The following is a 25956-nucleotide window of genomic DNA, read 5'->3' on the forward strand; positions in this document are numbered from 1 at the left end:
CTGGATCAGCGTGAATTCAGATGCTGGTAGAGCCGTTCGAATTCCTGCGACACCTTGTGGCGGGCGTCGAAGAACACCATCGGCTGGGCCGCCTGATGCGATTCGCGAATCTTCACCGAGGCCGACAGCGGCGCGTCCAGTACCGGCAGGCCTTCCTGTTTCAGCTCGGCGACCAGCCGCACCGGCAGGCTGGCGCGCGGCTGGAACTGGTTCACCACGATGCCCTCGATGTGCAGCTCGGGATTGTGGTCGGCGCGGATTTCGTCGGTGTTGCCCATCAGGTTGTACAGCGCCTGGCGCGAGAAGGCATCGCAGTCGAACGGGATCAGGCAGCGGTCGGCGGCGATCAGCGCCGAGCGGGTGTAGAAGTTCAAGGCGGGCGGGGTGTCGATCCAGATCTCGTCGTAGTCGGCGGCGAGCTGGTCGAGCGCCTCCTTCAGCTTGAACATCTTGTAGCGCGATTCCAGCTTGCCCATCAGCTCGGACAGTTCCGGGTGCGAGGGCATCAGCGACAGGCCGGGAAACGGTGTCGGCACCACGAATTCCTGCGGCGTCTTGCCGAACAGGCTGATGTTGAGCATCTGCTGGAAGAAGTCGGCCAGCGTCGGCGCGCCGTCGGTCGCCGTGCCGCCCAGCAGGTAGTGGCTGGCATTGCCTTGCGGATCGAGGTCGATCACCAGCACGCGGCGACCGGCGTGGGCCGCCACGGCGGCGAGGTTGACGGCGATGGTGGATTTGCCCACCCCGCCTTTCTGGTTGAAGACGACACGGCGTATGGCGCCCATGGCTAATCCTTGTTCGGAGCCGGGCGGGTGCGCCGTCGGCCGCTCAGAGGGGCTGAGCGCCACCGCAAACAAACAGCATTTGCTGGTAGCTGGCCGAATTCTGCACCACCGGCATCGGTTTTATCTGGCTGTCATTATAGAGGTAGCTGGCGACGAGACGGCTGTTTTCGTCGAACAGCGTGACACTGGTCAGACGGAAGGTCCGGCTCGTACAGTCGATCTGCCAAGTATTGATCGAATACTTGTGGCGCGGTGTCGACAGGAAGTTTTCCTTCTTCATGTTGAAGATGGTCTTCTTGTCGCGGAAGGTTACCACGGAACCCTGGCGGCGCAGCGACAGCTTGTCGATCTCGTTCAGGATATTGCCGTTGGGCGAGACGCCGAGGTTGTGCCAGTCGGCATTGGCTTGCTGCGGCGCGCTCGGCGTCGGCTGCGGGCGCAGTTGGGCCGGCTTGCGCAGGGGCGCGGACGGGGTGCTGGCGCAGGCGGTCAGCAGGGCGGCCGTCACGGTCAGCAGGGACACACGGTAAAACATGGGGAACCTCCGGATATACCCCGGCAGTGTCGCACAGCGTGTGGGCTTCGGCCAACCGGCGACGCGGGCGGGAACTTCGCCGCCGGGGCTGCGTCTCATCCCCGGCATTAGCATTTCCTCTGCATTGTGATATTGCCCCTTCAAGGCCACGTCCCCGGTGGCCTTCTTTTTTGCCCGTCCGGCGCGCGACGCGGCCCGGAGCATGCCGTACAATGGCGCCTTCTTCCGATTCTTGCCCCTCATGCCGGACGCCCACGCCCTACTTCAGACCGTTTTCGGCTACCCCGCCTTCCGCGGCGAGCAGGCCGAGATCGTCGCCCACGTCGGCGGCGGCGGCAACGCGCTGGTGCTGATGCCCACCGGTGGCGGCAAATCGCTGTGTTACCAGATCCCGGCGCTGCTGCGCGAGGGCGTCGCCATCGTGGTGTCGCCGCTGATCGCGCTGATGCAGGATCAGGTGGCGACGCTGTCCGAGCTGGGGGTGGCCGCGGCCTGCCTCAACTCCGCCACCGCGCCCGACGAGGCGCGCGACATCGTGCGCCAGGCGCGTGCCGGCACGCTCGACCTGCTCTACGTCGCGCCCGAGCGGCTGCTGACGCCGCGTTTCCTGGAGCTCCTGAACGATCTCCGCATCGCGCTGTTCGCCATCGACGAGGCGCACTGCGTCAGCCACTGGGGGCACGACTTCCGCCCCGAATACCAGCAACTCGGCATTCTGGCCGAGCGCTTTCCGGCGGTGCCGCGCATCGCGCTGACCGCCACCGCCGACGAGCAGACCCGCGCCGACATCCTGCACTACCTGAGGTTGGCCGAAGCCCGCGTGTTCCTGTCGAGCTTCGACCGCCCCAACCTGTTCTACCAGGTGGTGGAAAAGCACAACGCCAAGAAGCAGCTGCTGGCGTTTATCCAGCAGGACTATCCCGGCGCCTCCGGCATCGTCTATTGCCTGTCCAGGAAGCGCGTCGAAGACACCGCGCAATGGCTGGTCGAAAACGGCATCCGCGCCCTGCCGTACCACGCCGGGCTCGGGCACGAGGTGCGCGACCGCCACCAGCGCGAATTCCTGCGCGAGGACGGCGTGGTGATGGTCGCCACGGTGGCCTTCGGCATGGGCATCGACAAGCCCGACGTGCGCTTCGTCGCGCACATCGACCTGCCCAAGAGCCCGGAAAACTTCTACCAGGAATCCGGCCGCGCCGGCCGCGACGGCCTGCCCGCCGCCAGCTGGCTGTGCTACGGCCTCAACGACATGGTGCAGCTGACGCAGATGATCGAAGGCTCGGAGATGGCGGTGCTGCAAAAGCAGGTCGAACTGTCCAAGCTCGACGCCATGCTCGCCTTCTGCGAAACCGCCGCCTGCCGCCGCCAGCATATCCTGGCCCACTTCAGCGAACAGAGCGCCCCCTGCGGCCACTGCGACAACTGCCTCAATCCGCCGATCACCTTCGACGCCACGCTGCCGGTGCAGAAACTGCTGTCGTGCATCTACCGCGTCGAGCAGCGCTTTGCCGCCAGCCACGTCATCGACGTGCTGCTCGGGCGCGCCAACCAGAGCGTCACCGCCTTCGGCCACGACCAGCTCTCCACCTTCGGCATCGGGCGCGAGCTCAACCAGCGTGGCTGGCGCTCGATCATCCGTCAGCTGGTGGCCAAGAAGCTGCTGCAGGTCGACATCGCGCGCGGCCAGTCGCTGGTGTTTGGCGACGGCTGCCGCGCCATCCTCAAGGGCGAGCAGAAGGTCTACCTGCGCCCGCTCGCCGACGACAAGAAGAGCCGCAGCGCCAACACCGACCGCTGGCTGCGCACCGAGCGTGAGGAGCGGCTGTGGCAGATGCTGCGGCGCTGGCGCAAAAGCATGGCCGACGAGCACAACGTGCCGGCCTACGCCGTGTTCTCCGACAAGACGCTGCGCGAACTGGTGGAGAAGCGCCCCGCCAGCCGCGTCGAGATCGGCCGCGTCTACGGCCTGGGGGAACTCAAGCTGGCGCGTTACGGCGACGCCCTGCTCGCCATCCTCAACGAGGCGTCGCAGAGCGACGACTGATTCCAGTACACTTGAAGCCTGCATCCTGGCCATTGGCTTTACAATTCCGGAGAACCCAACATGCCCGTCAACCTGAACCCCGTTAAGCCCGAACAGCTCGCCGCCATCGCCGGCGTCGAACTCGGCGTGGCCGAAGCCGGCATCAAGAAGGCCGACCGCAAGGACGTGCTGGTGATCCGCCTCGACAAGGGCAACACCGTCGCCGGCGTGTTCACGCAGAACCGTTTCTGCGCCGCTCCGGTGCAGATCAGCAAGGCCCACCTCGACGCCGGCGTGCAAATCCGCGCGCTGGTGATCAACACCGGCAACGCCAACGCCGGCACCGGCGAAGACGGCCGCCAGCGCGCGCTCGCCGTCTGCCAGTGCACTGGCCACCGAACTCGACTGCGCCGTGGAGCAGATCCTGCCGTTCTCCACCGGCGTCATCCTCGAGCCGCTGCCGGCCGACAAGATCATCGCCGCGCTGCCCAAGCGCCGCAGCGCCAACTGGGCCGAGGCCGCCGAAGCGATCATGACCACCGACACCGCGCCCAAGGCCACCAGCCGCGCGCTGGACATCGACGGCCACAAGGTGTCGATCACCGGCATCTCCAAGGGCGCCGGCATGATCCACCCCAACATGGCCACCATGTTGGGCTTCATCGCCACCGACGCCGCCATCACCCGGCCGATGGTCAACCAGCTGGTCAAGGAAGTCGCCGACCTCACCTTCAACTGCATCTCGATCGACGGCGACACCTCCACCAACGACAGCTTCATGCTGATCTCCACCGGCCAGAGCGGCGCGCCGCTGATCGACTCGCCCAACCAGCCGGCCTACGCCCAGCTCAAGGCCGCCCTGCTCGACGTCGCCACCGAACTGGCCCAGGCCATCGTGCGCGACGGCGAGGGCGCCACCAAGTTCATCACCGTCAAGGTCGAAGGTGGCCGTTCCGTCGCCGAATGCAAGGCCGTCGCCTACGCCATCGCCAAGTCGCCGCTGGTCAAGACCGCCTTCTTCGCCTCCGACCCCAACCTGGGCCGCCTGCTGTGCGCGGTCGGCTACGCCGGCGTCAACGACCTCGACGTCGACCGCATGGCGCTCTACCTCGACGACGTGCTGGTGGCCTGCAACGGCGGCCGCAATCCGGAGTACAAGGAAGAAGACGGCCAGCGCGTGATGCAGCAGTCCGAGATCGGCGTGCGTGTCGAGCTCAACCGCGGCCAGGCCAGCGCAACCGTCTGGACCTGCGACTTCTCCTACGACTACGTGCGCATCAACGCCGACTACCGCAGTTGAACGCGATCCAGGGTTGGCCGAAGCCCGGCCCACCCGCCAGAAATGGCCCTTACCCTAAAAAAGCCGGCAAAAACGCCGGCTTTTTGCTTTTTTGCGCGGCGCCGAGGGGCCGGAAGCGGCGCGGCGGGCGGGTGAGTCGGGTGGGTGGTAAAAAATGTCTATCGGGTAAGTTGTTTCTATTCAGGCGTTTGCATGCTGATTTTTGCTGGGGGGCGCTTTTTTTGCGGTTTTTCAGCAAAAAGGCGTTGACGAGGTGGGGGTCGGGGCGTATAGTTCGCCTCCTCAGCTGACGCAGCGACGGAAACGACGCAGTCAGCCCCGCTCTTTAACAAACAGAATAACCGATAGGTGTGAGTGCTCGGCAAAGCCGACACTTGCACTGCAAGACAGGAAATACCTGATATTTCTTTGATCTTGCGTGCCAAAAATTGCTATGAGATTGAACTGAAGAGTTTGATCCTGGCTCAGATTGAACGCTGGCGGCATGCTTTACACATGCAAGTCGAACGGTAACAGGGGCTTCGGCCCGCTGACGAGTGGCGAACGGGTGAGTAATGCGTCGGAACGCACCGAGTAATGGGGGATAACGCAGCGAAAGCTGTGCTAATACCGCATACGCTCCGAGGAGGAAAGCAGGGGATCGTAAGACCTTGCGTTATTCGAGCGGCCGACGTCTGATTAGCTAGTTGGTGGGGTAAAGGCCCACCAAGGCGACGATCAGTAGCGGGTCTGAGAGGATGATCCGCCACACTGGGACTGAGACACGGCCCAGACTCCTACGGGAGGCAGCAGTGGGGAATTTTGGACAATGGGCGCAAGCCTGATCCAGCCATGCCGCGTGTCTGAAGAAGGCCTTCGGGTTGTAAAGGACTTTTGTCCGGGAGCAAATGCCGGTGGCTAATATCCACTGGAGCTGAGAGTACCGGAAGAATAAGCACCGGCTAACTACGTGCCAGCAGCCGCGGTAATACGTAGGGTGCAAGCGTTAATCGGAATTACTGGGCGTAAAGCGTGCGCAGGCGGTTGTGTAAGTCTGATGTGAAAGCCCCGGGCTCAACCTGGGAACGGCATTGGAGACTGCACAGCTAGAGTGCGTCAGAGGGGGTAGAATTCCACGTGTAGCAGTGAAATGCGTAGAGATGTGGAGGAATACCGATGGCGAAGGCAGCCCCCTGGGATGACACTGACGCTCATGCACGAAAGCGTGGGGAGCAAACAGGATTAGATACCCTGGTAGTCCACGCCCTAAACGATGTCAATTAGCTGTTGGGGGTTTGAATCCTTGGTAGCGTAGCTAACGCGTGAAATTGACCGCCTGGGGAGTACGGCCGCAAGGTTAAAACTCAAAGGAATTGACGGGGACCCGCACAAGCGGTGGATGATGTGGATTAATTCGATGCAACGCGAAAAACCTTACCTGCTCTTGACATGTCCGGAACCTCGCAGAGACGTGAGGGTGCCCGAAAGGGAGCCGGAACACAGGTGCTGCATGGCTGTCGTCAGCTCGTGTCGTGAGATGTTGGGTTAAGTCCCGCAACGAGCGCAACCCTTGTCATTAGTTGCCATCATTTAGTTGGGCACTCTAATGAGACTGCCGGTGACAAACCGGAGGAAGGTGGGGATGACGTCAAGTCCTCATGGCCCTTATGAGCAGGGCTTCACACGTCATACAATGGTCGGTACAGAGGGTCGCCAAGCCGCGAGGTGGAGCCAATCTCATAAAACCGATCGTAGTCCGGATCGCACTCTGCAACTCGAGTGCGTGAAGTCGGAATCGCTAGTAATCGCAGATCAGCATGCTGCGGTGAATACGTTCCCGGGTCTTGTACACACCGCCCGTCACACCATGGGAGTGGGGGATACCAGAAGTGGCTAGGATAACCTTCGGGAGTCCGGTTACCACGGTATGCTTCATGACTGGGGTGAAGTCGTAACAAGGTAGCCGTAGGGGAACCTGCGGCTGGATCACCTCCTTTCTAGAGAAGGGCCGAGTCGAGTACTCACAGCCTATCGGTTATTCGCGTTAAGGGCATAGTTGGTTTGCGAAAGCGGATCGACGAAGGCAACTGGGTTTGTAGCTCAGCTGGTTAGAGCACCGTCTTGATAAGGCGGGGGTCGTTGGTTCGAGTCCAACCAGACCCACCATTTGACCTGTTGGGGGATTAGCTCAGTTGGGAGAGCACCTGCTTTGCAAGCAGGGGGTCGTCGGTTCGATCCCGTCATCCTCCACCACTCGACAGTGCAAACAAAAACGAACTCGATGAGTTTGGTTCTGTTTGCGTTGTTCGCGTGCCGCGCAAGCGGCTCAGCAAAAACGCCCGATCTTTAACAAACTGAAGAAGCCGAATTAACAAGACGGCGAGAAGAAAGAAGCAGTTAAGTCTGCTTTGGACGGATCGTCGACTTTGGGTAATTTGATTGTATCTGTGCCATGTCGCCATATCAAAAGGGGCGGTGTGGTACGTCGCACAAACATTCACTGTCGTGGACGTGCTTGAGAGAACCGCAAGGGACTCCCAGGTCACTGAAATGATAGGGTCAAGCGACTAAGTGCATCTGGTGGATGCCTTGGCGATCACAGGCGATGAAGGACGTGTAAGCCTGCGAAAAGCTTCGGGGAGCTGGCAATAGAGCGATGATCCGGAGATATCCGAATGGGGAAACCCACCTAGCAATAGGTACTCCTTGCTGAACACATAGGCAAGGTAGAGCGAACGCGGAGAACTGAAACATCTAAGTACCCGCAGGAATAGAAATCAACCGAGATTCCGTCAGTAGTGGCGAGCGAACGCGGAACAGCCTGTACGTGTTATGGATTGTGTTAGTGGAAGGCCCTGGAAATGGCCGCCATAGTGGGTGATAGCCCCGTACACGAAAACGCATTCCAAGGACTAGGCGTACGAGAAGTAGGGCGGGACACGCGAAATCCTGTCTGAAGATGGGGGGACCATCCTCCAAGGCTAAATACTCGTGATCGACCGATAGTGAACCAGTACCGTGAGGGAAAGGCGAAAAGAACCCCGGGAGGGGAGTGAAATAGAACCTGAAACCGGATGCATACAAACAGTGGGAGCCTCGCAAGGGGTGACTGCGTACCTTTTGTATAATGGGTCAGCGACTTACGTTCAGTAGCGAGCTTAACCGAATAGGGGAGGCGTAGGGAAACCGAGTCCGAATAGGGCGCTTTAGTTGCTGGGCGTAGACCCGAAACCGAGTGATCTATCCATGGCCAGGATGAAGGTGCGGTAACACGCACTGGAGGTCCGAACCCACTAGTGTTGCAAAACTAGGGGATGAGCTGTGGATAGGGGTGAAAGGCTAAACAAACTCGGAGATAGCTGGTTCTCCCCGAAAACTATTTAGGTAGTGCCTCATGTATCACTTCCGGGGGTAAAGCACTGTTATGGCTAGGGGGTCATTGCGATTTACCAAACCATGGCAAACTCTGAATACCGGAAAGTGCGAGCATGGGAGACAGACGGTGGGTGCTAACGTCCATCGTCAAGAGGGAAACAACCCAGACCGCCGGCTAAGGTCCCAAATGATCAGTTAAGTGGTAAACGAAGTGGGAAGGCCTAGACAGCCAGGATGTTGGCTTAGAAGCAGCCATCATTTAAAGAAAGCGTAATAGCTCACTGGTCGAGTCGTCCTGCGCGGAAGATGTAACGGGGCTCAAACTGATAACCGAAGCCGCGGATTTGCACGCAAGTGCAGATGGTAGGGGAGCGTTCTGTAGGTCTGTGAAGGTGTGTCGTAAGGCATGCTGGAGATATCAGAAGTGCGAATGCTGACATGAGTAGCGATAAAGCGGGTGAAAAGCCCGCTCGCCGAAAGCCCAAGGTTTCCTACGCAACGTTCATCGGCGTAGGGTGAGTCGGCCCCTAAGGCGAGGCTGAAAAGCGTAGTCGATGGGAAACGGGTCAATATTCCCGTACTTTCGTATAGTGCGATGTGGGGACGGAGAAGGTTAGGTCAGCCAGGTGTTGGATGCCCTGGTTCAAGCCGGTAGGTGGAAGGAGTAGGCAAATCCGCTCCTTTGTTAACACCGAGACGTGATAACGAGGTTCTACGGAACCGAAGTGACTGATACCACGCTTCCAGGAAAAGCCACTAAGCTTCAGCTATACGAGAACCGTACCGCAAACCGACACAGGTGGGCAGGATGAAAATTCTAAGGCGCTTGAGAGAACTCAGGAGAAGGAACTCGGCAAATTGATACCGTAACTTCGGGAGAAGGTATGCCTCTTAAGGTGTAGGACCTCGCGTTCGAAGCCTCGAGAGGTCGCAGAGAATCGGTGGCTGCGACTGTTTATCAAAAACACAGCACTGTGCCAACACGAAAGTGGACGTATACGGTGTGACGCCTGCCCGGTGCCGGAAGGTTAAGTGATGGGGTGCAAGCTCTTGATCGAAGCCCCGGTAAACGGCGGCCGTAACTATAACGGTCCTAAGGTAGCGAAATTCCTTGTCGGGTAAGTTCCGACCCGCACGAATGGCGTAACGATGGCCACACTGTCTCCTCCTGAGACTCAGCGAAGTTGAAATGTTTGTGAAGATGCAATCTCCCCGCTGCTAGACGGAAAGACCCCGTGAACCTTTACTGTAGCTTTGCATTGGACTTTGAACAGACTTGTGTAGGATAGGTGGGAGGCTATGAAACCAGGACGCTAGTTCTGGTGGAGCCGTCCTTGAAATACCACCCTGGTGTGTTTGAGGTTCTAACCTTGGTCCGTGATCCGGATCGGGGACAGTGCATGGTAGGCAGTTTGACTGGGGCGGTCTCCTCCCAAAGTGTAACGGAGGAGTTCGAAGGTCACCTAGGTACGGTCGGAAATCGTGCTGATAGTGCAATGGCATAAGGTGGCTTAACTGCGAGACCGACAAGTCGAGCAGGTGCGAAAGCAGGACATAGTGATCCGGTGGTTCTGAATGGAAGGGCCATCGCTCAACGGATAAAAGGTACTCCGGGGATAACAGGCTGATTCCGCCCAAGAGTTCACATCGACGGCGGAGTTTGGCACCTCGATGTCGGCTCATCACATCCTGGGGCTGTAGCCGGTCCCAAGGGTATGGCTGTTCGCCATTTAAAGTGGTACGTGAGCTGGGTTCAAAACGTCGTGAGACAGTTTGGTCCCTATCTGCAGTGGGCGTTGGAAGTTTGACGGGGGCTGCTCCTAGTACGAGAGGACCGGAGTGGACGAACCTCTGGTGTACCGGTTGTCACGCCAGTGGCATTGCCGGGTAGCTAAGTTCGGAAGAGATAACCGCTGAAAGCATCTAAGCGGGAAACTCGCCTGAAGATGAGACTTCCCTGAGGGCTTGACCCTCCTGAAGAGTCGTTCGAGACCAGGACGTTGATAGGTCGGGTGTGGAAGCGCTGTGAGGCGTGAAGCTAACCGATACTAATTGCTCGTGAGGCTTGATCCTATCATTTGAGTGGCTTGGGCCACGCGGTGAATAGAGTGTGCGACGTACAATCGATTACCCAATTCGAAATGGAAGCTGAGAGGCTTCCAGGCTTCTTCCAGTTTGTTGACAGTTTATGTCTGGCGGCCTTAGCGAGGTGGTCCCACCCCTTCCCATCCCGAACAGGACCGTGAAACGCCTTAGCGCCGATGATAGTGCGGCATTGCCGTGTGAAAGTAGGACACCGCCAGACTCCCCTCAAGAAAGCCCAGCTCATCCGAGCTGGGCTTTGTGCTTTGCGCCGGCGGAATGCATCCCTGGTCGCCGCCGTTTTACCGGCAAGGCGGTGCTTGGGGGCCGCCGTGACGGATGGTATCCTGACTGACTTGTCGAGCCGCAAGGCCGTGGCGCGCAGATGTAGACGCGTCCGGTCAGTTTGAAGGAAATCCATGAGCTATCCCTCTCCCCTGTTTGAAAACAAGATTTGTCCGCCGGAGCAGCTGACCGAACGGCTGGCGACGCTGCCGCGCCCGCTGGTCTTCACCAACGGCTGCTTCGACATCCTGCATCGCGGCCACGTGACCTATCTGGCGCAGGCGGCGGCGCTGGGGGCAGGCCTGGTGGTGGCGATCAACACCGATGCCTCGGTCAAGCGCCTGGGCAAGGGCGACGACCGTCCGATCAATTCCCAGGACAACCGCGCCGCGGTGTTGGCGGCGCTGGAGAGCGTCAGCCTGGTGACGTGGTTCGATAGCGATACCCCGGCCGAGCTGATCGAGGTGGTCAAGCCCGACGTGCTGGTGAAGGGGGGCGACTGGACCCCGGACCGCATCGTCGGCGCGGCTGAAACGCTGGCACGCGGCGGCCAGGTGCATTCGATCCCGTTCCTGTTCGACACCTCGACCACCGCGACGCTGCAGAAGATCCGCGAAAGCGAAGGCAAGGCGTGAGCGAGCAATACGCGTTCGCGGTGCTGAGGGCGTTGTCCGACGGCCGCTTTCATTCCGGCGAGGCGATCGCGCAGCAGCTGGGGGTGTCGCGCACCCTGGTGTGGCAGGCGGTGCACGTCATCGAGAACGATTTCGGCCTGACGGTGTACAGCGTGCGCGGCCAGGGCTACAAGTTGGCCGAAGGGTTCGAATGGCTGGATGTGGCCGCGATCCGCGCCGGACTCTCGCCGGTGGCGGCGGAGGCTCTCACCGTGGCGGTGGCGGAGCGCATCGATTCGACCAATTCCCAGCTGATGCAGCATGCCACCAGCAGCGATCTGCACGGCCTGGTGCTGGCCGCCGAGTTGCAGAGCGCCGGGCGCGGCCGTCTTGGCCGGCGCTGGCAGGCGCGCTTGGGGGCGGGGCTGACCTTCTCCCTGCTGTGGCGCTTCGACAAGGGTCTGGCGGGGCTCGCCGGCCTGTCGCTGGCGGTCGGCGTGGCGCTGGCGCGCGCGCTGCGCGCGCTGGGGGCGCCGGTGATGTTGAAGTGGCCGAACGATGTGCTGCTCGACGGCAAGAAGCTGGCCGGCATCCTGATCGAGCTCTCCGGCGAGGCGATGGGGCCGGCGGCGGTGGTGATCGGCATCGGCCTCAACCTGCAGTCGCCGGGCGAGGTCGATCAGCCGGTGGCGGCACTGGACCAGGCCGGTGTGCGCGTGGGGCGCAATGCCCTGCTGGCAGCGCTGCTCAACGAGCTGCAGCAGGTGCTCGACGCCTTTGCCAAACAGGGGTTCGCCGCAGTACGCGAGGAGTGGCTGGCGTTGTCGGCGCACCGCGACAGCCCGGTGCGCCTGTCGTTCTCGCACGGCGAACCGATCGAGGGTATCGCCCGTGGCGTGGCCGACGACGGCGCGTTGGAAGTGGAAACAGCGGCGGGAATGCAGCGCTTCCACGTCGGTGAAGTGAGCCTGAGGCCGTTGTCGTGAAGCTGCTGATCGACGCCGGCAATACCCGGGTGAAGTGGGCGCTGCACGATGGCCGCGACTGGCTGGCGCAGGGGGCGGTGTCGCACGCCGACATCCCAACCCTGGCCGCGGTCTGGGCGGGGTATCCCATTCGCAGTGTGCACGCGGCCTCGGTGGCGAGTGCGGCGGTGACGGCGGCGCTGGAGGCGGCGGTGCCGCAGCCGGTGCAGTGGGTAAGGTCGCAGCGTGACGGTGGCGGAGTATGCAACCATTACCGTGACCCGGGCGAGCAGGGGGCAGACCGCTGGCTGGCGGTGCTGGCGGCGCGTGCGCTGAGCGTCGGCGACGTGGTGGTGGCCTGCGCCGGTACCGCGTTGACGGTGGAGGCGCTGACCGCCGAGGGTGATTATCTGGGCGGGCTGATCCTGCCCGGCCATGCCTTGATGCTGGAGAGCCTGGCGCGCGGTACCGCCAACCTCAACCGGGTGCCGGGGCAGGTGGTGGCATTTCCGCAAGGCACGCAGGATGCGCTGGCGTCGGGCGCGGTGGACGCCTTGTGCGGCGCGATCGAGCGCATGCGGCGCCGTCTGGCCGAGACCACCGGACGTGGACCGGCCGAACTGCTGCTGACCGGGGGCGATGCCGAGCGGCTGGCACCCTGGCTCGCGGCACCGCTGCGGATCGTGGATAATCTGGTCCTTATGGGATTGTTAAAAGTGGCGGGCGAATCATGAAGTGGTTTCTAGCCTTGGTGGTTGGGCTGAATCTGGTGGCGGCGTTGTATGGGGCGCTGAAGCCGCACCCGACGGTCGATATCCACGCCCAGGAAGTCAGCCCGGAGTCGCTCAAGCTGCTGCCTGCCGGCTGGGTCGTCGCATCGGCCCCGCTGGCAATGACGGTGAAGGCGGCGACGAGCGCGCCGGCCGCCGCGGCGACCCCGACCGCGCTGCCGGCCTCGCTCGATGCCGTGCCGGCGGTTGCGCCAGGAAAGGCAGCCGTGCCAGCCCCGAATCCGGTGGAGGCCAAGCCCGTGCCTGCGCCCAAGCTGGCAGCGGTGCCGCCGGCCCCGGTCGTGGCCGCTCCGAAGGTCGCAGCAGCCAAGCCCGAGGCGCTGGCGTGCTACCAGTGGGGGCCGTTCGAGGCGCGCCAGTTGGCACGTGTGAAGGCGCGCCTGGCATCGCTCAAGCTCGGCGCGGGTCAGCTCAAGGAGGCGCAGAGCAGCGAGCTGCGCGGCAACGGCAAGTTCTGGGTCTTCCACCCGGCGCTGGCGACGCCGGCCGAAGCGCAGACCTTGCTGGCCGAGCTCAAGGGCAAGGGTTTCGACGGCTATATCGTGCAGAACGACGAGCGCAAGGGCAGCGTGTCGCTCGGCCTGTTCGGCAGCGAGGCCTCGGCCCAGGCGCTGGCGGCCAAGGCCAAGGCGGCGGGGTATGCCAAGGTGCAGGTCGAGCCGCGTGGTCAGCAGGTGACCCGCACCCGGCTCACGCTGGGGGCGCTGAACGCGCAGCAGGTTGCGCATCTTGAGGCATTGCAGAAGCGTTTGCTGCCGGGAGTGCCGCTGGCGGCGTGTCCGTGAACGTCGGCCCGCTTGCCAGTGCGCAGCGGGCGGCGCATTATTGAAAAGCGGCGCTCCTGCCGCTTTTTCTTTGGCCATCTGCTGCCATGTCGCGACGCGTCAATATCACCCGGTTGTTGGACCGGGGGCCTTTCAACGACCGGGTCATCCATCAGCTCGGCTGGTCGATGGCGTTCAGCGCCGGCGCCCTCAACGCCGGCGGTTTCCTCGCGGTACACCGCTACACCTCCCACGTTTCCGGCGTCGTCTCCAGCATGGCGGACCATTTCGCGCTGGGTGAATTGCGCCTGGCCCTGTCCGCGCTGTTGATGCTGGTGAGCTTCGTGGCCGGGGCGATGCATTCCACCTGGCTGATCATCTGGGCGCGGCGCCGCCGCCTGCGCGGCGGCTACGGCGTGTCGATCATGGAGGAGGCCCTGCTGCTGTTGCTGTTCGGCCTGCTGGGGGCGGGGCTGTCGACGCACAAGGGGCTGTTGACGCCGCCGACGGTGCTGCTGCTGTGCTTCATCATGGGCATGCACAACACCATCGTCACCAAGCTGTCGCGCGGGCTGCTGCGCACCACGCACATGACCGGCACCGCCACCGACATCGGCATCGAGCTGGCCAAGCTGTTTTACCTCGATCGCGCCGGCCCGACGCGGGTGCAACGGGTGCAGGCCAATCATGCCAAGCTGCGGCTCTACCTGTTGATCCTGGTGTCGTTCTTCGTCGGCGGGGTGGTCGGGGCGCTGGGTTTCAAGCATCTCGGTTTCGGCTTTTCGCTGCCGCTGGCGGGCGGGCTGTTCCTGCTCGGCTTGCGCCCGGTGTGGTACGACGTGAGGCTGCGTCTGCGCCTGTGGCAGCAGCAGGGCTGGGCGGCGCGCGATCATTCATCAAATTGACATGACGTCGTGATCTGTTTGTCATGTCGCGCTCTTAGGCTTGGCGGTCGATTCCCTGCGGGGTGAGACCGATTTTCCAGGAGCGTTGTAATGAGCGAGAGCTACAGGATCAAGCAGCACGGCGTGGACGAACCGACCAATCCTTCGGCCAACCTGGCCCTGTCCGAGGTGCTGGCAGCGCGTTTCTCGCGCCGTGGCGTGCTGAAAGGCACCGGGGCGGCCGGGCTGGCCGGCCTGCTGGGCGGTAGCCTGGCCACGCTGGCCGAGGCGGCGCAGGTGCCGTTCGCGCGCAAGGCTCCGGTGCTGGGCTTCAAACCGGTCCCGTTCGGTTTCGAGGACAAGGTGGTGGTGCCGGAAGGCTACGTGGCGGACGTGCTGTACGCCTGGGGTGATCCGGTGGGCATCAAGGGGGCGATGCCGGCGTTCAAGCCGGATGCATCCAACAGCGCCGCCGAGCAGGAACTGCAGGCCGGCATGCACCACGACGGCATGGCGTTCTTCCCGCTGCCGCTGGGCTCCACTGGCTCCAAGCACGGCCTGATGGCGATCAACCACGAATACACCGACGACGGCTTGCTGCACAGCGACGGCATGAAGACCTGGAACGCCGACAAGGTGAAGAAGGCGCAGGCGGCGGTGGGGGTGTCGGTGATCGAGGTCGAGGCCACCGGCAAGGGCGGCTGGAAGGTGGTGCGCCCGTCCAGGTACGCGCGCCGCATCCATGCCAATACCCCGATCGCCATCCAGGGCCCGGCGCGCGGCCATGCGCTGATGCAGACCGAGGCCGACCCCAAGGGGGTGGAAGTGCTCGGCACCTTCCAGAACTGCGCCAGCGGCCCGACGCCGTGGGGCACCTACCTCACCTGTGAAGAAAACTTCGACGGCGTGTTCGTCAACGATTCCGGCAGGCTGACCGACTTGGAGAAGCGCTACGGCATCTCCAACAAGGACGCCGGCTACAAGTGGGCATGGGAAGATTTCCGCTTCGACGCCCAGCTCAACCCGAACGAGCCGAACCGCTTCGGCTGGGTGGTGGAGATCGATCCGTTCGATCCGAAATCCAAGCCGGTCAAACGCACGGCCTTGGGCCGTTTCAAGCACGAAGGCGCGACGGTGACGATTGCACCGTCCGGCCACGCCGTGGTGTACATGGGCGACGACCAGCGCTTCGAGTACATCTACAAGTTCGTTTCCAAGAACACGTTCAATCCGAAAAACCGCAAGGCCAACATGCACCTGCTGGACGAGGGCACGCTGTACGTGGCGCGCTTCGACGCCGACGGTTCCGGCCAGTGGCTGCCGTTGGTGGCCGGCCAGAACGGACTGAGCGCCGACAAGGGCTTCGCCAGCCAGGGCGACGTGGTGATCAACGCGCGTATGGCGGCCGACGTGATGGGGGCGACCAAGATGGACCGTCCGGAATGGATCGCGGTGCACAGCCACAAGCCGGGCGAGGTGTACTGCACGCTGACCAACAACAGCGACCGCGGCAAGGACGGCAAGCCGGGCCCGGACGCCGCCAACCCGCGCGCCGACAACAAGTTCGGCCACATCATCCGCTGGAACGAGCACGGCGGCGACGCCGCCGCCACGGCGTTCAAGTGGGACATCTTCGCGCTGGCCGGCCGCCCCGACGCGGCCAAGCCGGAGCACAAGGGCAACATCAAGGGCGATTATTTCGGCAGCCAGGATGGCCTCAAGTTCGACTACAACGGCGTGCTGTGGGTCGAGACCGACGTCTCCACCTCGACGGTGAACATGAAGGAGTACCAGGGTATGGGCAACAACCAGATGCTGGCGGTGGTGCCGGAGACCGGCGAGTTCCGCCGCTTCCTGACCGGCCCGAACGGCTGCGAGATCACCGGCATCGCCTTCACCCCGGACAACAAGACGCTGTTCATCAATATCCAGCACCCGGGCGAGCCGGACAGCGAGCGTTCCGATCCGGACAAGCCGCTGGCGATCTCGAGCTGGCCGGAGGGGCCGAAAGCCGGCCGGCCGCGTGCCGCCACCGTGGTGATCCGCAAGCTGGACGGCGGCGTGATCGGCTCCTGATTTTCGTCGTACCTCTGAAGCCTCTGCCGGCGGTGTCTCCGCCGGTTTTTTTCATGCTGGGGCGGCTTCGGCCAACCCCGGCGGGCTTGAAAGTACCGGGCCGGCGCGGCACACTATCGGCCTCCGTGCCAAGGCGGCGCGGCAGCCTCAACCCGTCGGCTCGCAAGATGGACGGGAAGCGTCGGTGCCGGCTGTGGTGCCGCTCCGGCGTACTCTCTGACGGAGAGTTTCATGTCTCACACGATTCATGGCGATGGCGCCATTCGTCGTACCTCGCTGTACGGTTCCTCGATCGAAAACACTTACGCCGGCGTGCTCAGCTTCATGCGCCGCAACTACACGCGCGACCTCAGCGGCGTCGACGTGGCGATTTCCGGCATCCCGCTCGACCTGGCGGTGACCTTCCGCCCCGGTGCCCGCCTCGGTCCGGCGGCGGTGCGCGCCGCCAGCGTGCAGTTGGCCGAACTGAAGCCGTTCCCGTGGGGCTTCGACCCGTTCGACGATCTGGCGGTGATCGACTACGGCGACTGCTGGTTCGACGCCCACAACCCGCTGACCATCAAGGACAGCATCATCGAGCACGCGCGCACCATCCTGGCCTCCGGCGCCAAGATGCTGACCTTCGGCGGCGACCACTACGTCACCTACCCGCTGTTGATCGCGCACGCCGAGAAGTTCGGCAAGCCGCTGTCGATCATCCACTTCGACGCGCACTGCGATACCTGGCCGGACGACAGCCCGGACTCGCTGAACCACGGCACCATGTTCTACAAGGCGGTGAAGGACGGCCTGATCGACCCGCAGACCTCGGTGCAGGTCGGCCTGCGCACCTGGAACGACGATTTCATGGGCATCCAGCGCCTGGACGCGCCGTGGGTGCACGACCACGGCACCGATGCCGCCATCGCGCGCATCAAGGAGATCGTCGGCGACAATCCGACCTACCTCACCTTCGACATCGACTGTCTCGACCCGGCGTTTGCCCCCGGCACCGGCACTCCGGTGCCGGGCGGGCTGACCACGGCGCAGGCGCTGAAGATCGTTCGTAACCTGGATGGCGTGAACCTGGTCGGCATGGACGTGGTGGAGGTGTCGCCGCCGTTCGACCAGAGCGAGATCACCGCGCTGGCTGCGGCGCACATCGCCTGCGATCTGCTGTGCCTGCTGCGCAACCGCAAGCTGGCCGGTACGCTGTAAGCGTTTCTCCCGTCCACAGCCTGACAACGCCACTGCACTGCAGTGGCGTTGTTTTTTGTATGCTGCTGTCAGATCGATGCCGGATACCCGTATGAAGACCATGATGCTCCGTGTCGGCCTCGCCACCCTCGGTGCGGCCGGCCTGCTGTCGCCGCTGCCGGCGGCAGCGCAATTGCTGCAGGGCCAGATCGGCAGCGCCGCGGTGGTGATGGAATTGAACCTCGCCAAGGATGGCAAGGCTGACGGCCGCTACTTTTACCGCAAGTATCACCACGACATCGCGCTGGACGGCCAGCGCCGCGCCGACGGCAGCGTCACGCTGGGCGAGAACCAGGGCTACGACGAGAGCCGTACCGACCTGGTGCTGCGCCCGGATGGCAAGGGTGGCTGGCGGGGACGCTGGCAGGGCAGCAAGCCGATCAGCCTGAGCCCGCTTCCGCCCGACGCCTTGCCCACCAGCGAGGTGGCCGCGCTGGCGCGGCTGCGCCTGCAGCATCCCTACGAGTTCGTGCGCCTGGCCGACCTGACGCTGCGTCCGGGGCGGGAGCAGCGCGTCGGTAGCTACCGGCTGCGCTGGTGGCAGGAGCCGGTCAGCAAGATCCGCTTCTTCCGGGTGGAGGAGGGCTACCCCGCCGGAGTGCAGCAGCGCCTCAACCGCGTGCTGGAGAGCCGGCACTGGCAGGAGGTGAACGGCTATTTCGACTGTGCCTTCGGCGGTGCGCGCCGCCGCGGCTTCGATTACGAGCAGACGGTCACGCCGCGCCTGCTCAACGAGCACGTGCTCAGCGCCAGCGTGTTCACCAGTTTCGACTGCGGCGGCGCCCACCCCGATTTCGGCGACAACCCGCTCAACCTCGAGGTGCAGAGCGGCCGCGAACTGCAGTTGGAGGACGTGCTGTGGCTGGGCCAGGGCAAGCCCCGGCTGGCGCGCGACGCCGACGGTCATTTGCAGAACTACGACTACCAGAACAAGGTGCTCGGCCCGTGGCTGGCACGCACCCTGCGCCAGCTCTACCCGCAGCAGATGGCATCGCCGGGCAAGGACGACGGCTGCGACTACCGCGACAGCGGGCTGTGGACCTTGCCGACCTGGTACCCGCTGCCGCAGGGGCTGTACCTTGGGCCGTCGTTCCCGCGCGTGGCGCGCGCCTGCGAGTACCCGGAATGGCCGGTGCTGCCATGGAAAGTGGTCGACCGCCATCGTGGCGAGGCGGCGCTGCCGTTGCGCTGAGGGAGCGCGACAGCGAGGCCGGTAGGGGCGGGCGATGACACCCGGCGCGGGGCCGGGCCTCGAGGAGATTCAGAGTACGGGGGCGACGACCAGCAGCAAGAGCAGCATGATCTCGCTGAATTCCACGCCAGCGCCGAGGCAGTCGCCGCTCATGCCGCCCACACGTTGTGCCAGGAAACGGCGCCAGCCCCACAGCGCTAGCGGCGCCAGCAGCAGGGCCGGGGCGAGTAGCGCGGACAGCAGCGCGAGTGCGGCGGCACCCAGTGCCTGGGCGCGCCAGTCCGGTTTGCCGGCGAACAGCGCGGCGCTGCCGGCGGCCAGCGGCGGCAGGGTGGCCGACCACCAGACCGCGCCGAGGCGGGCCCAGGCCGGCAGCAGCAGCAGCCCCCACAGGTTGGCTGAGGATTTGGCGAGCAGCATCAGCAGCACCAGCTTGGCAATCAGCGCCAGCACCAGCGCGATCACGCCGAAGCTGCCGACGTGCGGCTCCTTCATCACCGCCAGCATGCGCTCGCGCGAACGGTGCGCGGCGCCCAGGCCGTCGGCCAGGTCCGCCAGGCCGTCCAGATGCAGCCCGCCGCTGACCCAGACCCACGCGCCCAGCGCGGCGAGCGCCCCGAGCCACGGGTCGACGCGCGTGCCCAGCCACAGCGCCGCCGCCAGCAGGGCGCCGATCAGCGCGCCAACCACGGTGAACCAGCGCGCACTGTCGGCCAGCCACTCCGGGCGGTACTCCTCGAGCGCCGGGGTGGGCAGCCGGGTGAGGAACTGCAGCGCCAGGATCAGTCCGCGCATGGCGGCTCCAGGCGCAGCAGGTAGGCGGGGTGGCCGTCGAGAATGGAGAGCTGGGCGAAGCCGCCACGCTGTACCGTCAACAGCCGCGCCACGTTGAAGCCGGTGCCGAGCAGCTCGGCCAAGAGCACGGTGATCACGCCGCCGTGGCTCACCAGCACGCGGTGGCTGCCGCGCGCCTCGCTCATCCAGCCGGCAAAACCGGCCAGCACGCGGGTGCGGAAGGTGTCGAAGTCCTCGCCGCCGGGGGCGTCGAGCGAGCCTTCGGCCAACCTTTGGCTCCAGTCGGGGTGGCGCGCCGCCAGCTCGGCGAGCGCCATGCCGTCCCAGGCGCCGAAGTCGCACTCGGCCAGCCGCTCGTCCAGCTTGAGCGGCACGCCGCCGGCGAGCGCCTGCTGCACGGCGAATTCGCGGCAGCGCTTGAGCGGCGAGCTGGCGATGGCGGTGACCGGCGCCAGGGCGTTGACGCGCTGCCAGCTGGCGGCGAGCTGACGCCGGCCGCGCTCGTTCAACGCCAGGTCGAGACGGCCCACCAGCCGCCCCTCGTGGTCGATGTCGCCGTGGCGCAGCAAGGTCAGCGTGTACGGGTTCACTCGGCCTTTTCCGACACGCCGGCCTCGGCGAAGGTGGCCATCTCGTTGTGCAGCAGGATCGCCGACTGCAGCAGCGGCAGGCACAGCGCGGCGCCGGAACCCTCGCCCAGGCGCAGGCCAAGCTCCACCAGCGGCGTCAGACCCAGGGCTTCCAGCGCGATGCCGTGGCCGGTTTCCTGCGAGCGGTGGCTGGCGATCAGCCAGTCGGCCACCGCCGGCTGCAGCGCCTTGGCCACCAGCGCAGCGGCGCTGGTGATGAAACCGTCCACCAGCGACGGCACGCCCAGCGCGGCGCCTTCCAGGTAGAAGCCGGCGATGGCGGCGATTTCCAGCCCGCCCAGCTCGGCCAGCACCTCCAGCGCCGCCAGCTCGCGCCCGGCCAGCCGCGTCAGCGCGTCCTCCACCACCTGGCGTTTGAGCGCCAGGCCGGCGTCGTCGACCCCGGTACCGCGGCCGACCACGATCTCCGGCGCGGCGCCGGACAGGCGGCAGATCAGCGCCGCCGACGGCGTGGTGTTGCCGATGCCCATGTCGCCGGCCACCAGCAGGTTGGCGCCCGCTTCCACGGCGCGGCGTGCGGCGTCCCGTCCCACCGCCAGCGCGGCTTCCGCCTCGGCCAGGGAGAGCGCGGCCTCGCGGCGCAGGTTGGCCGAAGCGCGGCGCACCTTGGCGTGCACGATGGGCAAGCCGGTGAGATCGCCGGCCACGCCGGCGTCGACCACCTCGAGCCGGGCACCGTGCTGGCGTGCCAGCACGCAGATCGCCGCGCCGCCGGCGGCGAAGTTCTTCACCATCTCGGCGGTCACCGCCTGCGGGAAGGCGGACACGCCTTCGTCCGTCACGCCGTGGTCGGCGGCGAACAGCGTGATCGCCGGCCGCAGCGGTGCCGGCTGCACCTTGCCTTGCCAGCCGGCAAAGCGGCAGGCCAGCGCTTCCAGTTGGCCGAGGCTGCCGGCAGGTTTGGTCAGGGTGTCCTGGCGGGCGCGGGCCAGGGCGGCGGAGGCCGCATCGGGAGCGGCAATGGGGGAGAGGAATGTCGTCATGGGCGAGACCTTAAGCCAAGCCCGGGGTCACGGCAACAGAGGCGTACCGGCCACGGGGGCAGTTTGTCGGGAAAGCGTGGGTAGCGGCGGGTATAATAGCGCCGCGGCCGCCGTCCGTATCTACACCGGATGGCCAAGCGTCCCGCCGCGCCCCCTTTTTCATCAGCAGATCATCCCGCCATGACCCACCTCATCAGCGGCGGCGCGCGCTCCGGCAAGAGCCGCTTCGCCGAACAGCTGGCGCTGGCCCACCCGGGTCCGGTCGCCTACGTCGCCACCGCCGCGGTGACGGACGCCGACTTCGCGGCGCGCGTCGCGCTGCACCGGGAGCGCCGTCCGGCCCACTGGGCCCTGTGCGAGGCCGAGCGCGGCCTGGCCGCCGTGCTGGAGCGCGCCGCCGCCGCCGACACCCTGTTGCTGGTCGATTGCCTCGGCATGTGGCTGATGCGCTTCTGCCTCGACGACGGCCTCGACGAGGCCGATTTCGCGCGTGAGAAGGCGGCCCTGCTGCACGCCCTGGCCACGCTGCCCGGCGAGATCGTGCTGGTCAGCAACGAGATCGGCTGGGGCGTGGTGCCGCTGGGGCGGCTGTCACGCCGTTTCGTCGACGAGCTGGGACGGCTCAACCAGGATATCGCGGCCCTTTGCGAGCGCGTTACGCTGGTCGCCTGCGGTCTGCCGCTGGTGTTGAAGGCTCCGCCCGAGGGCACTGCCAGTCCCGCATTCCGGGCCGCCGCGAGCGGTTGTACCGCCCCCGAGACAGCGGCGCCCGGCGGGGTTTGACGCCCTGCCGAGGCTTGGCTATCCTCGCCGCCATGGACAAAGAACTTGAATATCTGGAATCCCGGGTAGCGGCGCTGATCGCCCGCATCCGCGAGCTGGAAGCACAGAACGGTCGCTTTGCCGAGGCGCTGGCGCAGGCCTTGAAGGAAAACGCCGAACTGCACTTCCGCGTCGAGGAAACCAAGACCCGGGTGGCGGCGCTGATCGAGCGGCTGCCCAAAGCCGAGGAAAATGAGGCATGAGCGAGGTAGTTCAGGTCGATATCGAACTGCTGGGACGGCAGTTCACCGTAGGAACGCCGCTGGCCGAGCGTGACACCCTGCTGCAGGCGGTGCAGCTGATCTCCGACAAGATCAACACCATCAAGGGACAGGGGCGCATCGTCGACGCCGACAAGATCGCCATCATGGCCGCGCTCAATATCGCCCACGATCTGCTGAAAACAAAAGTGGGGGGTGGCTTGGAGATGGCAGAGTTTCAGCGTAAAATACGAACCATGAGTGAAGCAGCCGATGCGGCGCTTCAACAAAGTCAGCACTCGCTGGGTTAAGCGGCGAAGCTGGCGCAGCACAGATCAGTTCATCCCCTGCGGTGTTCGTGACGGCTCAAAAATTCCTTTGAACCAATGCGTTCGCTTTGGTTGCCAGCATCTACCGTGCGGGTGCGCGCGTCCCACTGACGGATGTGCCCGATGCACGAGGCAGGCGACCCCCTGGAAACAGGGTTCAAGCGAATTTTGCCCGAACGGCACTCGCGGGGGGCTCCCCCTTTCATTCCATCGTGACCACTTCCGTGTCCATGACCCCCGACGACAAGCATGCCCTGCGCCGCGCCATCCGTCGTGCCCGCATGGCCTTGCCGCGCGCCTATCGTCAGGCCGCTGCCGAGGCGGTGGCGCGCCATGCCCGGCGCTTCCTGGCACGCGGCCGGCGCATCGGCGGCTATCTCGCGGCCGGTTCCGAACTCGACCTCGAGCCGCTGATGAGCGCCGCGCTGTTCCGTGGCGCCGTGCTGTTCCTGCCGCAAATTCCGGATCGTGGTCGCCGGCTGTGGTTTTCCCGGCTGGGGACGGCCAACCGCTGGAGCCGCCACCCGCGCTACGGCATCGCCGAGTACCATGGCCCGGTACTGCGCGCCCACAAGCTGGACGTGCTGTTCGTGCCGCTCCTGGGTGTGGACGAGGAAGGCTATCGGCTGGGGCAGGGGGGCGGCTTCTACGACACCACGCTGGCGTTCCGGCACCGTCAGGTGCACCGCCGCCGCCCGCTGCTGGTGGGGGTGGCGTACGACTGCCAGCGCGTGACGCGGGTGCCGCGCGAGCCGTGGGACGTACAACTGGACTACCTGGTGACCGAGTCGGGACTGCACCGCTTCCCGCGGCAAGCGGCCGTCGGCGCATAAACGAAAAAAGGCCGCATATGCGGCCTTTTTTCCGTCTGGGGGAGTCAGCAGCGGCCTTTCATGGCCTGCCCCGGCGGACAGAAGCCACCGCCGCCGTAGGCGGGCTCGACCACGGCGGGTTCGAGGACGACGGGGGCGCGCACGCGGACGTGGGCGGGCTCGACGACACAGGCCGACAGGCTGCCGGCGGCAATCAGGGCAAACAGCAAGGTTTTCATATTATGGTCTCCGGCGGCGGCGTGGCCGACACCGCCCAGGGTTGGTGAGGCAGAGTGGTGATGCAAGGTGACACGTTCGGCTCCGCCGCTAGGCCCGGATGGCGGGCCGCACCGGCAAGAGCCATCCAGGGAGCGGCCGTGACCGCTTGGTTAATTATCGTCGTCGTCATCATGGCGTTCGTGCCGGTGATGGCGGTATTCCTCGCCGCCATAGCCACCATAATAGGTCGGTGCGACGATCACCCCCGGTTCGAGTACGATGGGCGAACGCACCCGGACGTGGGCCGGCTCGACAACGCAGGCCGACAGGCTGCTGGCGGCAATCAGGACAAGCAACAGGTTTTTCATATCATATTCTAGGGGGATGGCGTCCGGATCGCTGCCACCCGATGGTTGTGAGATTGTCGAGGAGCGCCTCTGGCGCTAGCGTGTTCGGGAGCGGGCGATGCTTGATGTCTGCCGCGGTAACCGCCCGTCAGCGGCGCCAGCCGCCCCGGCCATCGTAGTCGCGATGATGGTAGTCATGATCGTAGTCACGATCATGATAGGGGTACAAGGGCCGGATCACGCAGCCCGACAAGGTGGCGGCCACCAGAACGAGAATCAGGGCTTTCATGAGGGAGTCTCCTCTATGCTGCCGGTGAGCGCGCTCGTTGCGTAAAGCCGGCGCGCTGCGCACAATTAATATGCCGGCAGAAGGTGCAATTCGAGCATAATCGAAGCTTCCGCCCGCCGGATACCCGAAAATTGCTAACAATTATTAAGTGGTTGTTGCGATAGAAGGTGCGTTTTGCCGGTCCGGGCGAGCGGGCGGCGTGACGATTCCGTGCCCCGCGACCGCCTCCGCCCTTGCCGGCCGCCGTTCCCGGCGACAGACGACAGACATAGGTTTTCCATGCGTTACTGGCTGATGAAATCGGAGCCCGACGAGGTCTCCATCGACCATCTCGCCGCCCGGCCGGGGCAGGCTTTCGAGTGGACCGGCGTGCGCAACTACCAGGCGCGCAACTTCATGCGCGACGCCATGCAGCCGGGCGACCGCGTGTTGTTCTGGCATTCCAGTTGCCCCGAGCCCGGCATTGCCGGCCTCGCCGAAGTGGTGACGGCGGCCCATGCCGATTCCTCGCAGTTCGACCCCGACAGCCCTTATTTCGACCCCAAGTCCACGACCGACGCGCCGCGCTGGCTGTGCGTGGACGTGCGTTTCCTGGCTAAGACCCGCCTGCTGCCCCCCGCCGAGTTGCGCGGCCACCCGCCGCTCGCCGGGATGACCGTGCTCAAGCGCGGCAACCGCCTGTCCATCACCCCGGTCAGCGCCGACGAGTGGACCTACATCACGGAGCAACTGATCTGATGCTGTCGATTTCCTTGATCCTGGTGTTGCTGGGCTGCGGTGTGCTGGCCGGTTTTCTCGCCGGCCTGCTCGGGGTGGGGGGCGGGCTGGTGATCGTGCCGGTGGTGGTGGGCGTGCTGTCGGCGGCCCGGCTCGGCGGCGAACACGTGCAGCATCTGGCGGTGGGCACCTCGCTGGCGGTGATGGTGTTCACCAGCTTCTCCAGCGTGCTGGCGCACCATCGCAAGGGCGCGGTGAACTGGCGCATCGTGCGCGGCATGGCGCCGGCCATCGTCGCCGGCACCTTCCTCGGCAGCCTGGTCGCCGGTCTGATTCCCGGCCACGTGCTGCGCTGGTTCTTCGTGGTGTACGCCTATCTTGCCGGGTTGCAGCTGTTTTTCGGCGCCAAGCCGGCCGCCAGCCGCGACATGCCGGGGTTGCTCGGGCAGTGCGGCGCGGGCGGCGCGATCGGCATGATTTCCAGCTGGGTCGGCATCGGCGGCGGCTCGATGAGCGTGCCGTTCATGAACTGGTGCAACGTGCCGGTGCACACCGCCATCGCCACCAGCGCGGCGCTGGGTTGGCCGATCGCGGTGTCGGGCGCCATCGGTTACCTGGTGAGCGGCTGGGGCGCGCCCGGCCTGCCCTGGGGCTCGCTGGGCTTCGTCTACCTGCCGGCCACGCTGGCGCTGATGCTGATGACCGTGCTGTGCGCGCCGTTGGGGGCGCGCATGGCGCACGCCTTGCCGGTGGCTGGCCTGAAACGCGCCTTTGCCGTGCTGATGGCGGTGATGGCGTCGCAGATGCTGTACAGCCTGCTGCACTAGTACCCCACTGGTACCCCCCGTTTTGCGTACCGCACCGGCAGAGTGCGGACGATCACCATCCGAGAATCAAGAGAGAGACA

General features: G+C 64.8%; 23 protein-coding genes, 2 tRNA genes, 3 rRNA genes, 1 other RNA gene and 1 pseudogene. 22 read left to right on the forward strand and 8 right to left on the reverse strand.

Going from position 1 to position 25956, the window contains the following annotated elements:
- Positions 1–5: 5 nt before the first annotated feature.
- Positions 6–785 carry a ParA family protein gene (locus ABKF58_RS06190; protein WP_482583840.1) on the reverse strand — a complete coding sequence of 260 codons (780 nt, stop codon included), beginning with the start codon at positions 783–785 and terminating at the stop codon, positions 6–8.
- Positions 786–828: 43 nt separating this feature from the next.
- The gene (locus ABKF58_RS06195) at positions 829–1320 is read right to left on the reverse strand and encodes a surface-adhesin E family protein (RefSeq protein ID WP_482583841.1); all 492 of its coding nucleotides are present in this window, start codon (positions 1318–1320) and stop codon (positions 829–831) included.
- A 241-nt stretch (positions 1321–1561) separates the two neighbouring features.
- Between ABKF58_RS06195 and recQ the strand changes: the two genes are divergently transcribed.
- From recQ to ABKF58_RS06270, 15 genes and pseudogenes are all read left to right on the forward strand, one after another.
- Positions 1562–3364, forward strand: coding sequence for a DNA helicase RecQ (recQ, locus tag ABKF58_RS06200; RefSeq protein WP_482583843.1), 1803 nt, complete (start codon positions 1562–1564; stop codon positions 3362–3364).
- Between the two features lie 60 nt (positions 3365–3424).
- Positions 3425–4643: pseudogene (gene argJ / locus ABKF58_RS06205) on the forward strand (bifunctional glutamate N-acetyltransferase/amino-acid acetyltransferase ArgJ).
- Between the two features lie 441 nt (positions 4644–5084).
- Positions 5085–6619: ribosomal RNA gene (locus tag ABKF58_RS06210) — 16S ribosomal RNA — on the forward strand.
- A gap of 92 nt (positions 6620–6711) precedes the next feature.
- Positions 6712–6788: transfer RNA gene (locus ABKF58_RS06215), tRNA-Ile, on the forward strand.
- An 11-nt stretch (positions 6789–6799) separates the two neighbouring features.
- A tRNA-Ala gene (locus ABKF58_RS06220) sits at positions 6800–6875 on the forward strand.
- 304 nt (positions 6876–7179) lie between these two features.
- Positions 7180–10070: ribosomal RNA gene (locus ABKF58_RS06225) — 23S ribosomal RNA — on the forward strand.
- A gap of 118 nt (positions 10071–10188) precedes the next feature.
- Positions 10189–10302: ribosomal RNA gene (gene rrf / locus ABKF58_RS06230) — 5S ribosomal RNA — on the forward strand.
- Together the 16S, 23S and 5S rRNA genes with 2 tRNA genes alongside form the textbook arrangement of a ribosomal RNA operon.
- 196 nt (positions 10303–10498) lie before the next feature.
- On the forward strand, positions 10499–10999 hold the full coding sequence (rfaE2, locus tag ABKF58_RS06235) for a D-glycero-beta-D-manno-heptose 1-phosphate adenylyltransferase (RefSeq protein WP_482583844.1): 501 nt from the start codon (positions 10499–10501) through the stop codon (positions 10997–10999).
- Positions 10996–11964 (forward strand): biotin--[acetyl-CoA-carboxylase] ligase, encoded by a 969-nt coding sequence (locus tag ABKF58_RS06240; RefSeq protein WP_482583846.1) that lies wholly within the window; start codon positions 10996–10998, stop codon positions 11962–11964. The genes rfaE2 and ABKF58_RS06240 overlap by 4 nt, the downstream gene beginning before the upstream one ends.
- On the forward strand, positions 11961–12677 hold the full coding sequence (locus ABKF58_RS06245; RefSeq protein WP_482583848.1) for a type III pantothenate kinase: 717 nt from the start codon (positions 11961–11963) through the stop codon (positions 12675–12677). The genes ABKF58_RS06240 and ABKF58_RS06245 overlap by 4 nt, the downstream gene beginning before the upstream one ends.
- Positions 12674–13519, forward strand: a complete 846-nt coding sequence (locus tag ABKF58_RS06250; RefSeq protein WP_482583850.1) for an SPOR domain-containing protein — start codon at positions 12674–12676, stop codon at positions 13517–13519. Before ABKF58_RS06245 ends, ABKF58_RS06250 begins: the two co-directional genes overlap by 4 nt.
- An 86-nt stretch (positions 13520–13605) precedes the next feature.
- Positions 13606–14403: a YoaK family protein gene (locus tag ABKF58_RS06255; RefSeq protein WP_482583851.1), complete on the forward strand. Its 798-nt coding sequence runs from the start codon at positions 13606–13608 to the stop codon at positions 14401–14403.
- 90 nt (positions 14404–14493) lie between these two features.
- A complete protein-coding gene (locus ABKF58_RS06260) occupies positions 14494–16458 on the forward strand; it encodes a PhoX family protein (RefSeq protein WP_482583853.1) in 1965 nt (654 codons plus the stop codon).
- Positions 16459–16689: 231 nt separating this feature from the next.
- Complete coding sequence (gene speB / locus ABKF58_RS06265; protein ID WP_482583854.1) at positions 16690–17655, forward strand: agmatinase; 966 nt, start codon at positions 16690–16692, stop codon at positions 17653–17655.
- 91 nt (positions 17656–17746) lie between these two features.
- A complete protein-coding gene (locus ABKF58_RS06270; protein ID WP_482583855.1) occupies positions 17747–18886 on the forward strand; it encodes a hypothetical protein in 1140 nt (379 codons plus the stop codon).
- Positions 18887–18955: 69 nt separating this feature from the next.
- On the opposite strand, the gene cobS is transcribed toward ABKF58_RS06270, so the two are convergent.
- From cobS to cobT, 3 genes are read right to left on the reverse strand one after another with little or no spacing between them, the layout of a single operon-like run.
- Positions 18956–19681 (reverse strand): adenosylcobinamide-GDP ribazoletransferase, encoded by a 726-nt coding sequence (cobS, locus tag ABKF58_RS06275; protein WP_482583856.1) that lies wholly within the window; start codon positions 19679–19681, stop codon positions 18956–18958.
- Positions 19669–20271, reverse strand: coding sequence for a histidine phosphatase family protein (locus ABKF58_RS06280; protein WP_008952030.1), 603 nt, complete (start codon positions 20269–20271; stop codon positions 19669–19671). Before ABKF58_RS06280 ends, cobS begins: the two co-directional genes overlap by 13 nt.
- Entirely contained in the window at positions 20268–21314 is a 1047-nt protein-coding gene (cobT, locus tag ABKF58_RS06285) for a nicotinate-nucleotide--dimethylbenzimidazole phosphoribosyltransferase (protein WP_482583857.1), read from the reverse strand. The genes ABKF58_RS06280 and cobT overlap by 4 nt, the downstream gene beginning before the upstream one ends.
- Before the next feature lie 180 nt (positions 21315–21494).
- On the opposite strand from cobT, the gene cobU reads away from it, so the two are divergent.
- The 5 genes from cobU to ABKF58_RS06310 all read left to right on the forward strand — a co-directional run bounded on the left by cobU (position 21495) and on the right by ABKF58_RS06310 (position 23498).
- On the forward strand, positions 21495–22097 hold the full coding sequence (gene cobU, locus ABKF58_RS06290; protein ID WP_482583858.1) for a bifunctional adenosylcobinamide kinase/adenosylcobinamide-phosphate guanylyltransferase: 603 nt from the start codon (positions 21495–21497) through the stop codon (positions 22095–22097).
- A 32-nt stretch (positions 22098–22129) separates the two neighbouring features.
- Positions 22130–22339: a hypothetical protein gene (locus tag ABKF58_RS06295; protein WP_008952033.1), complete on the forward strand. Its 210-nt coding sequence runs from the start codon at positions 22130–22132 to the stop codon at positions 22337–22339.
- Complete coding sequence (locus tag ABKF58_RS06300) at positions 22336–22647, forward strand: cell division protein ZapA (RefSeq protein ID WP_008952034.1); 312 nt, start codon at positions 22336–22338, stop codon at positions 22645–22647. The genes ABKF58_RS06295 and ABKF58_RS06300 overlap by 4 nt, the downstream gene beginning before the upstream one ends.
- Positions 22648–22677: 30 nt before the next feature.
- Positions 22678–22861, forward strand: a non-coding RNA gene (gene ssrS / locus ABKF58_RS06305) — 6S RNA.
- 34 nt (positions 22862–22895) lie between these two features.
- The gene (locus ABKF58_RS06310) at positions 22896–23498 is read left to right on the forward strand and encodes a 5-formyltetrahydrofolate cyclo-ligase (protein WP_482584337.1); all 603 of its coding nucleotides are present in this window, start codon (positions 22896–22898) and stop codon (positions 23496–23498) included.
- Positions 23499–23542: 44 nt separating this feature from the next.
- Here the strand turns inward: ABKF58_RS06310 and ABKF58_RS06315 are convergent, their stop codons facing one another.
- From ABKF58_RS06315 to ABKF58_RS06325, 3 genes are all read right to left on the reverse strand, one after another.
- On the reverse strand, positions 23543–23716 hold the full coding sequence (locus ABKF58_RS06315; RefSeq protein WP_014088698.1) for a putative periplasmic lipoprotein: 174 nt from the start codon (positions 23714–23716) through the stop codon (positions 23543–23545).
- Between the two features lie 150 nt (positions 23717–23866).
- Entirely contained in the window at positions 23867–24064 is a 198-nt protein-coding gene (locus tag ABKF58_RS06320; protein ID WP_482583859.1) for a hypothetical protein, read from the reverse strand.
- A 127-nt stretch (positions 24065–24191) separates the two neighbouring features.
- Positions 24192–24332, reverse strand: coding sequence for a hypothetical protein (locus tag ABKF58_RS06325; protein WP_482583860.1), 141 nt, complete (start codon positions 24330–24332; stop codon positions 24192–24194).
- Positions 24333–24611: 279 nt separating this feature from the next.
- On the opposite strand from ABKF58_RS06325, the gene ABKF58_RS06330 reads away from it, so the two are divergent.
- The gene (locus tag ABKF58_RS06330; RefSeq protein WP_294865684.1) at positions 24612–25070 is read left to right on the forward strand and encodes an EVE domain-containing protein; all 459 of its coding nucleotides are present in this window, start codon (positions 24612–24614) and stop codon (positions 25068–25070) included.
- Complete coding sequence (locus ABKF58_RS06335; RefSeq protein WP_014088695.1) at positions 25070–25876, forward strand: sulfite exporter TauE/SafE family protein; 807 nt, start codon at positions 25070–25072, stop codon at positions 25874–25876. The genes ABKF58_RS06330 and ABKF58_RS06335 overlap by 1 nt, the downstream gene beginning before the upstream one ends.
- Positions 25877–25956: the final 80 nt, after the last annotated feature.

This window comes from Pseudogulbenkiania sp. AW2-16, assembly GCF_056824575.1.

Bases quoted from the DNA above. Each gene is read 5' to 3' on its own strand.
- ABKF58_RS06190 (WP_482583840.1), bottom strand. From the start codon at position 785: ATGGGCGCCATACGCCGTGTCGTCTTCAACCAGAAAGGCGGGGTGGGC.
- ABKF58_RS06195 (WP_482583841.1), bottom strand. From the start codon at position 1,320: ATGTTTTACCGTGTGTCCCTGCTGACCGTGACGGCCGCCCTGCTGACC.
- recQ (WP_482583843.1), top strand. From the start codon at position 1,562: ATGCCGGACGCCCACGCCCTACTTCAGACCGTTTTCGGCTACCCCGCC.
- rfaE2 (WP_482583844.1), top strand. From the start codon at position 10,499: ATGAGCTATCCCTCTCCCCTGTTTGAAAACAAGATTTGTCCGCCGGAG.
- ABKF58_RS06250 (WP_482583850.1), top strand. From the start codon at position 12,674: ATGAAGTGGTTTCTAGCCTTGGTGGTTGGGCTGAATCTGGTGGCGGCG.
- ABKF58_RS06255 (WP_482583851.1), top strand. From the start codon at position 13,606: ATGTCGCGACGCGTCAATATCACCCGGTTGTTGGACCGGGGGCCTTTC.
- ABKF58_RS06260 (WP_482583853.1), top strand. From the start codon at position 14,494: ATGAGCGAGAGCTACAGGATCAAGCAGCACGGCGTGGACGAACCGACC.
- speB (WP_482583854.1), top strand. From the start codon at position 16,690: ATGTCTCACACGATTCATGGCGATGGCGCCATTCGTCGTACCTCGCTG.
- ABKF58_RS06270 (WP_482583855.1), top strand. From the start codon at position 17,747: ATGAAGACCATGATGCTCCGTGTCGGCCTCGCCACCCTCGGTGCGGCC.
- cobS (WP_482583856.1), bottom strand. From the start codon at position 19,681: ATGCGCGGACTGATCCTGGCGCTGCAGTTCCTCACCCGGCTGCCCACC.
- cobT (WP_482583857.1), bottom strand. From the start codon at position 21,314: ATGACGACATTCCTCTCCCCCATTGCCGCTCCCGATGCGGCCTCCGCC.
- cobU (WP_482583858.1), top strand. From the start codon at position 21,495: ATGACCCACCTCATCAGCGGCGGCGCGCGCTCCGGCAAGAGCCGCTTC.
- ABKF58_RS06295 (WP_008952033.1), top strand. From the start codon at position 22,130: ATGGACAAAGAACTTGAATATCTGGAATCCCGGGTAGCGGCGCTGATC.
- ABKF58_RS06300 (WP_008952034.1), top strand. From the start codon at position 22,336: ATGAGCGAGGTAGTTCAGGTCGATATCGAACTGCTGGGACGGCAGTTC.
- ABKF58_RS06310 (WP_482584337.1), top strand. From the start codon at position 22,896: ATGACCCCCGACGACAAGCATGCCCTGCGCCGCGCCATCCGTCGTGCC.
- ABKF58_RS06315 (WP_014088698.1), bottom strand. From the start codon at position 23,716: ATGAAAACCTTGCTGTTTGCCCTGATTGCCGCCGGCAGCCTGTCGGCC.
- ABKF58_RS06320 (WP_482583859.1), bottom strand. From the start codon at position 24,064: ATGAAAAACCTGTTGCTTGTCCTGATTGCCGCCAGCAGCCTGTCGGCC.
- ABKF58_RS06325 (WP_482583860.1), bottom strand. From the start codon at position 24,332: ATGAAAGCCCTGATTCTCGTTCTGGTGGCCGCCACCTTGTCGGGCTGC.
- ABKF58_RS06330 (WP_294865684.1), top strand. From the start codon at position 24,612: ATGCGTTACTGGCTGATGAAATCGGAGCCCGACGAGGTCTCCATCGAC.
- ABKF58_RS06335 (WP_014088695.1), top strand. From the start codon at position 25,070: ATGCTGTCGATTTCCTTGATCCTGGTGTTGCTGGGCTGCGGTGTGCTG.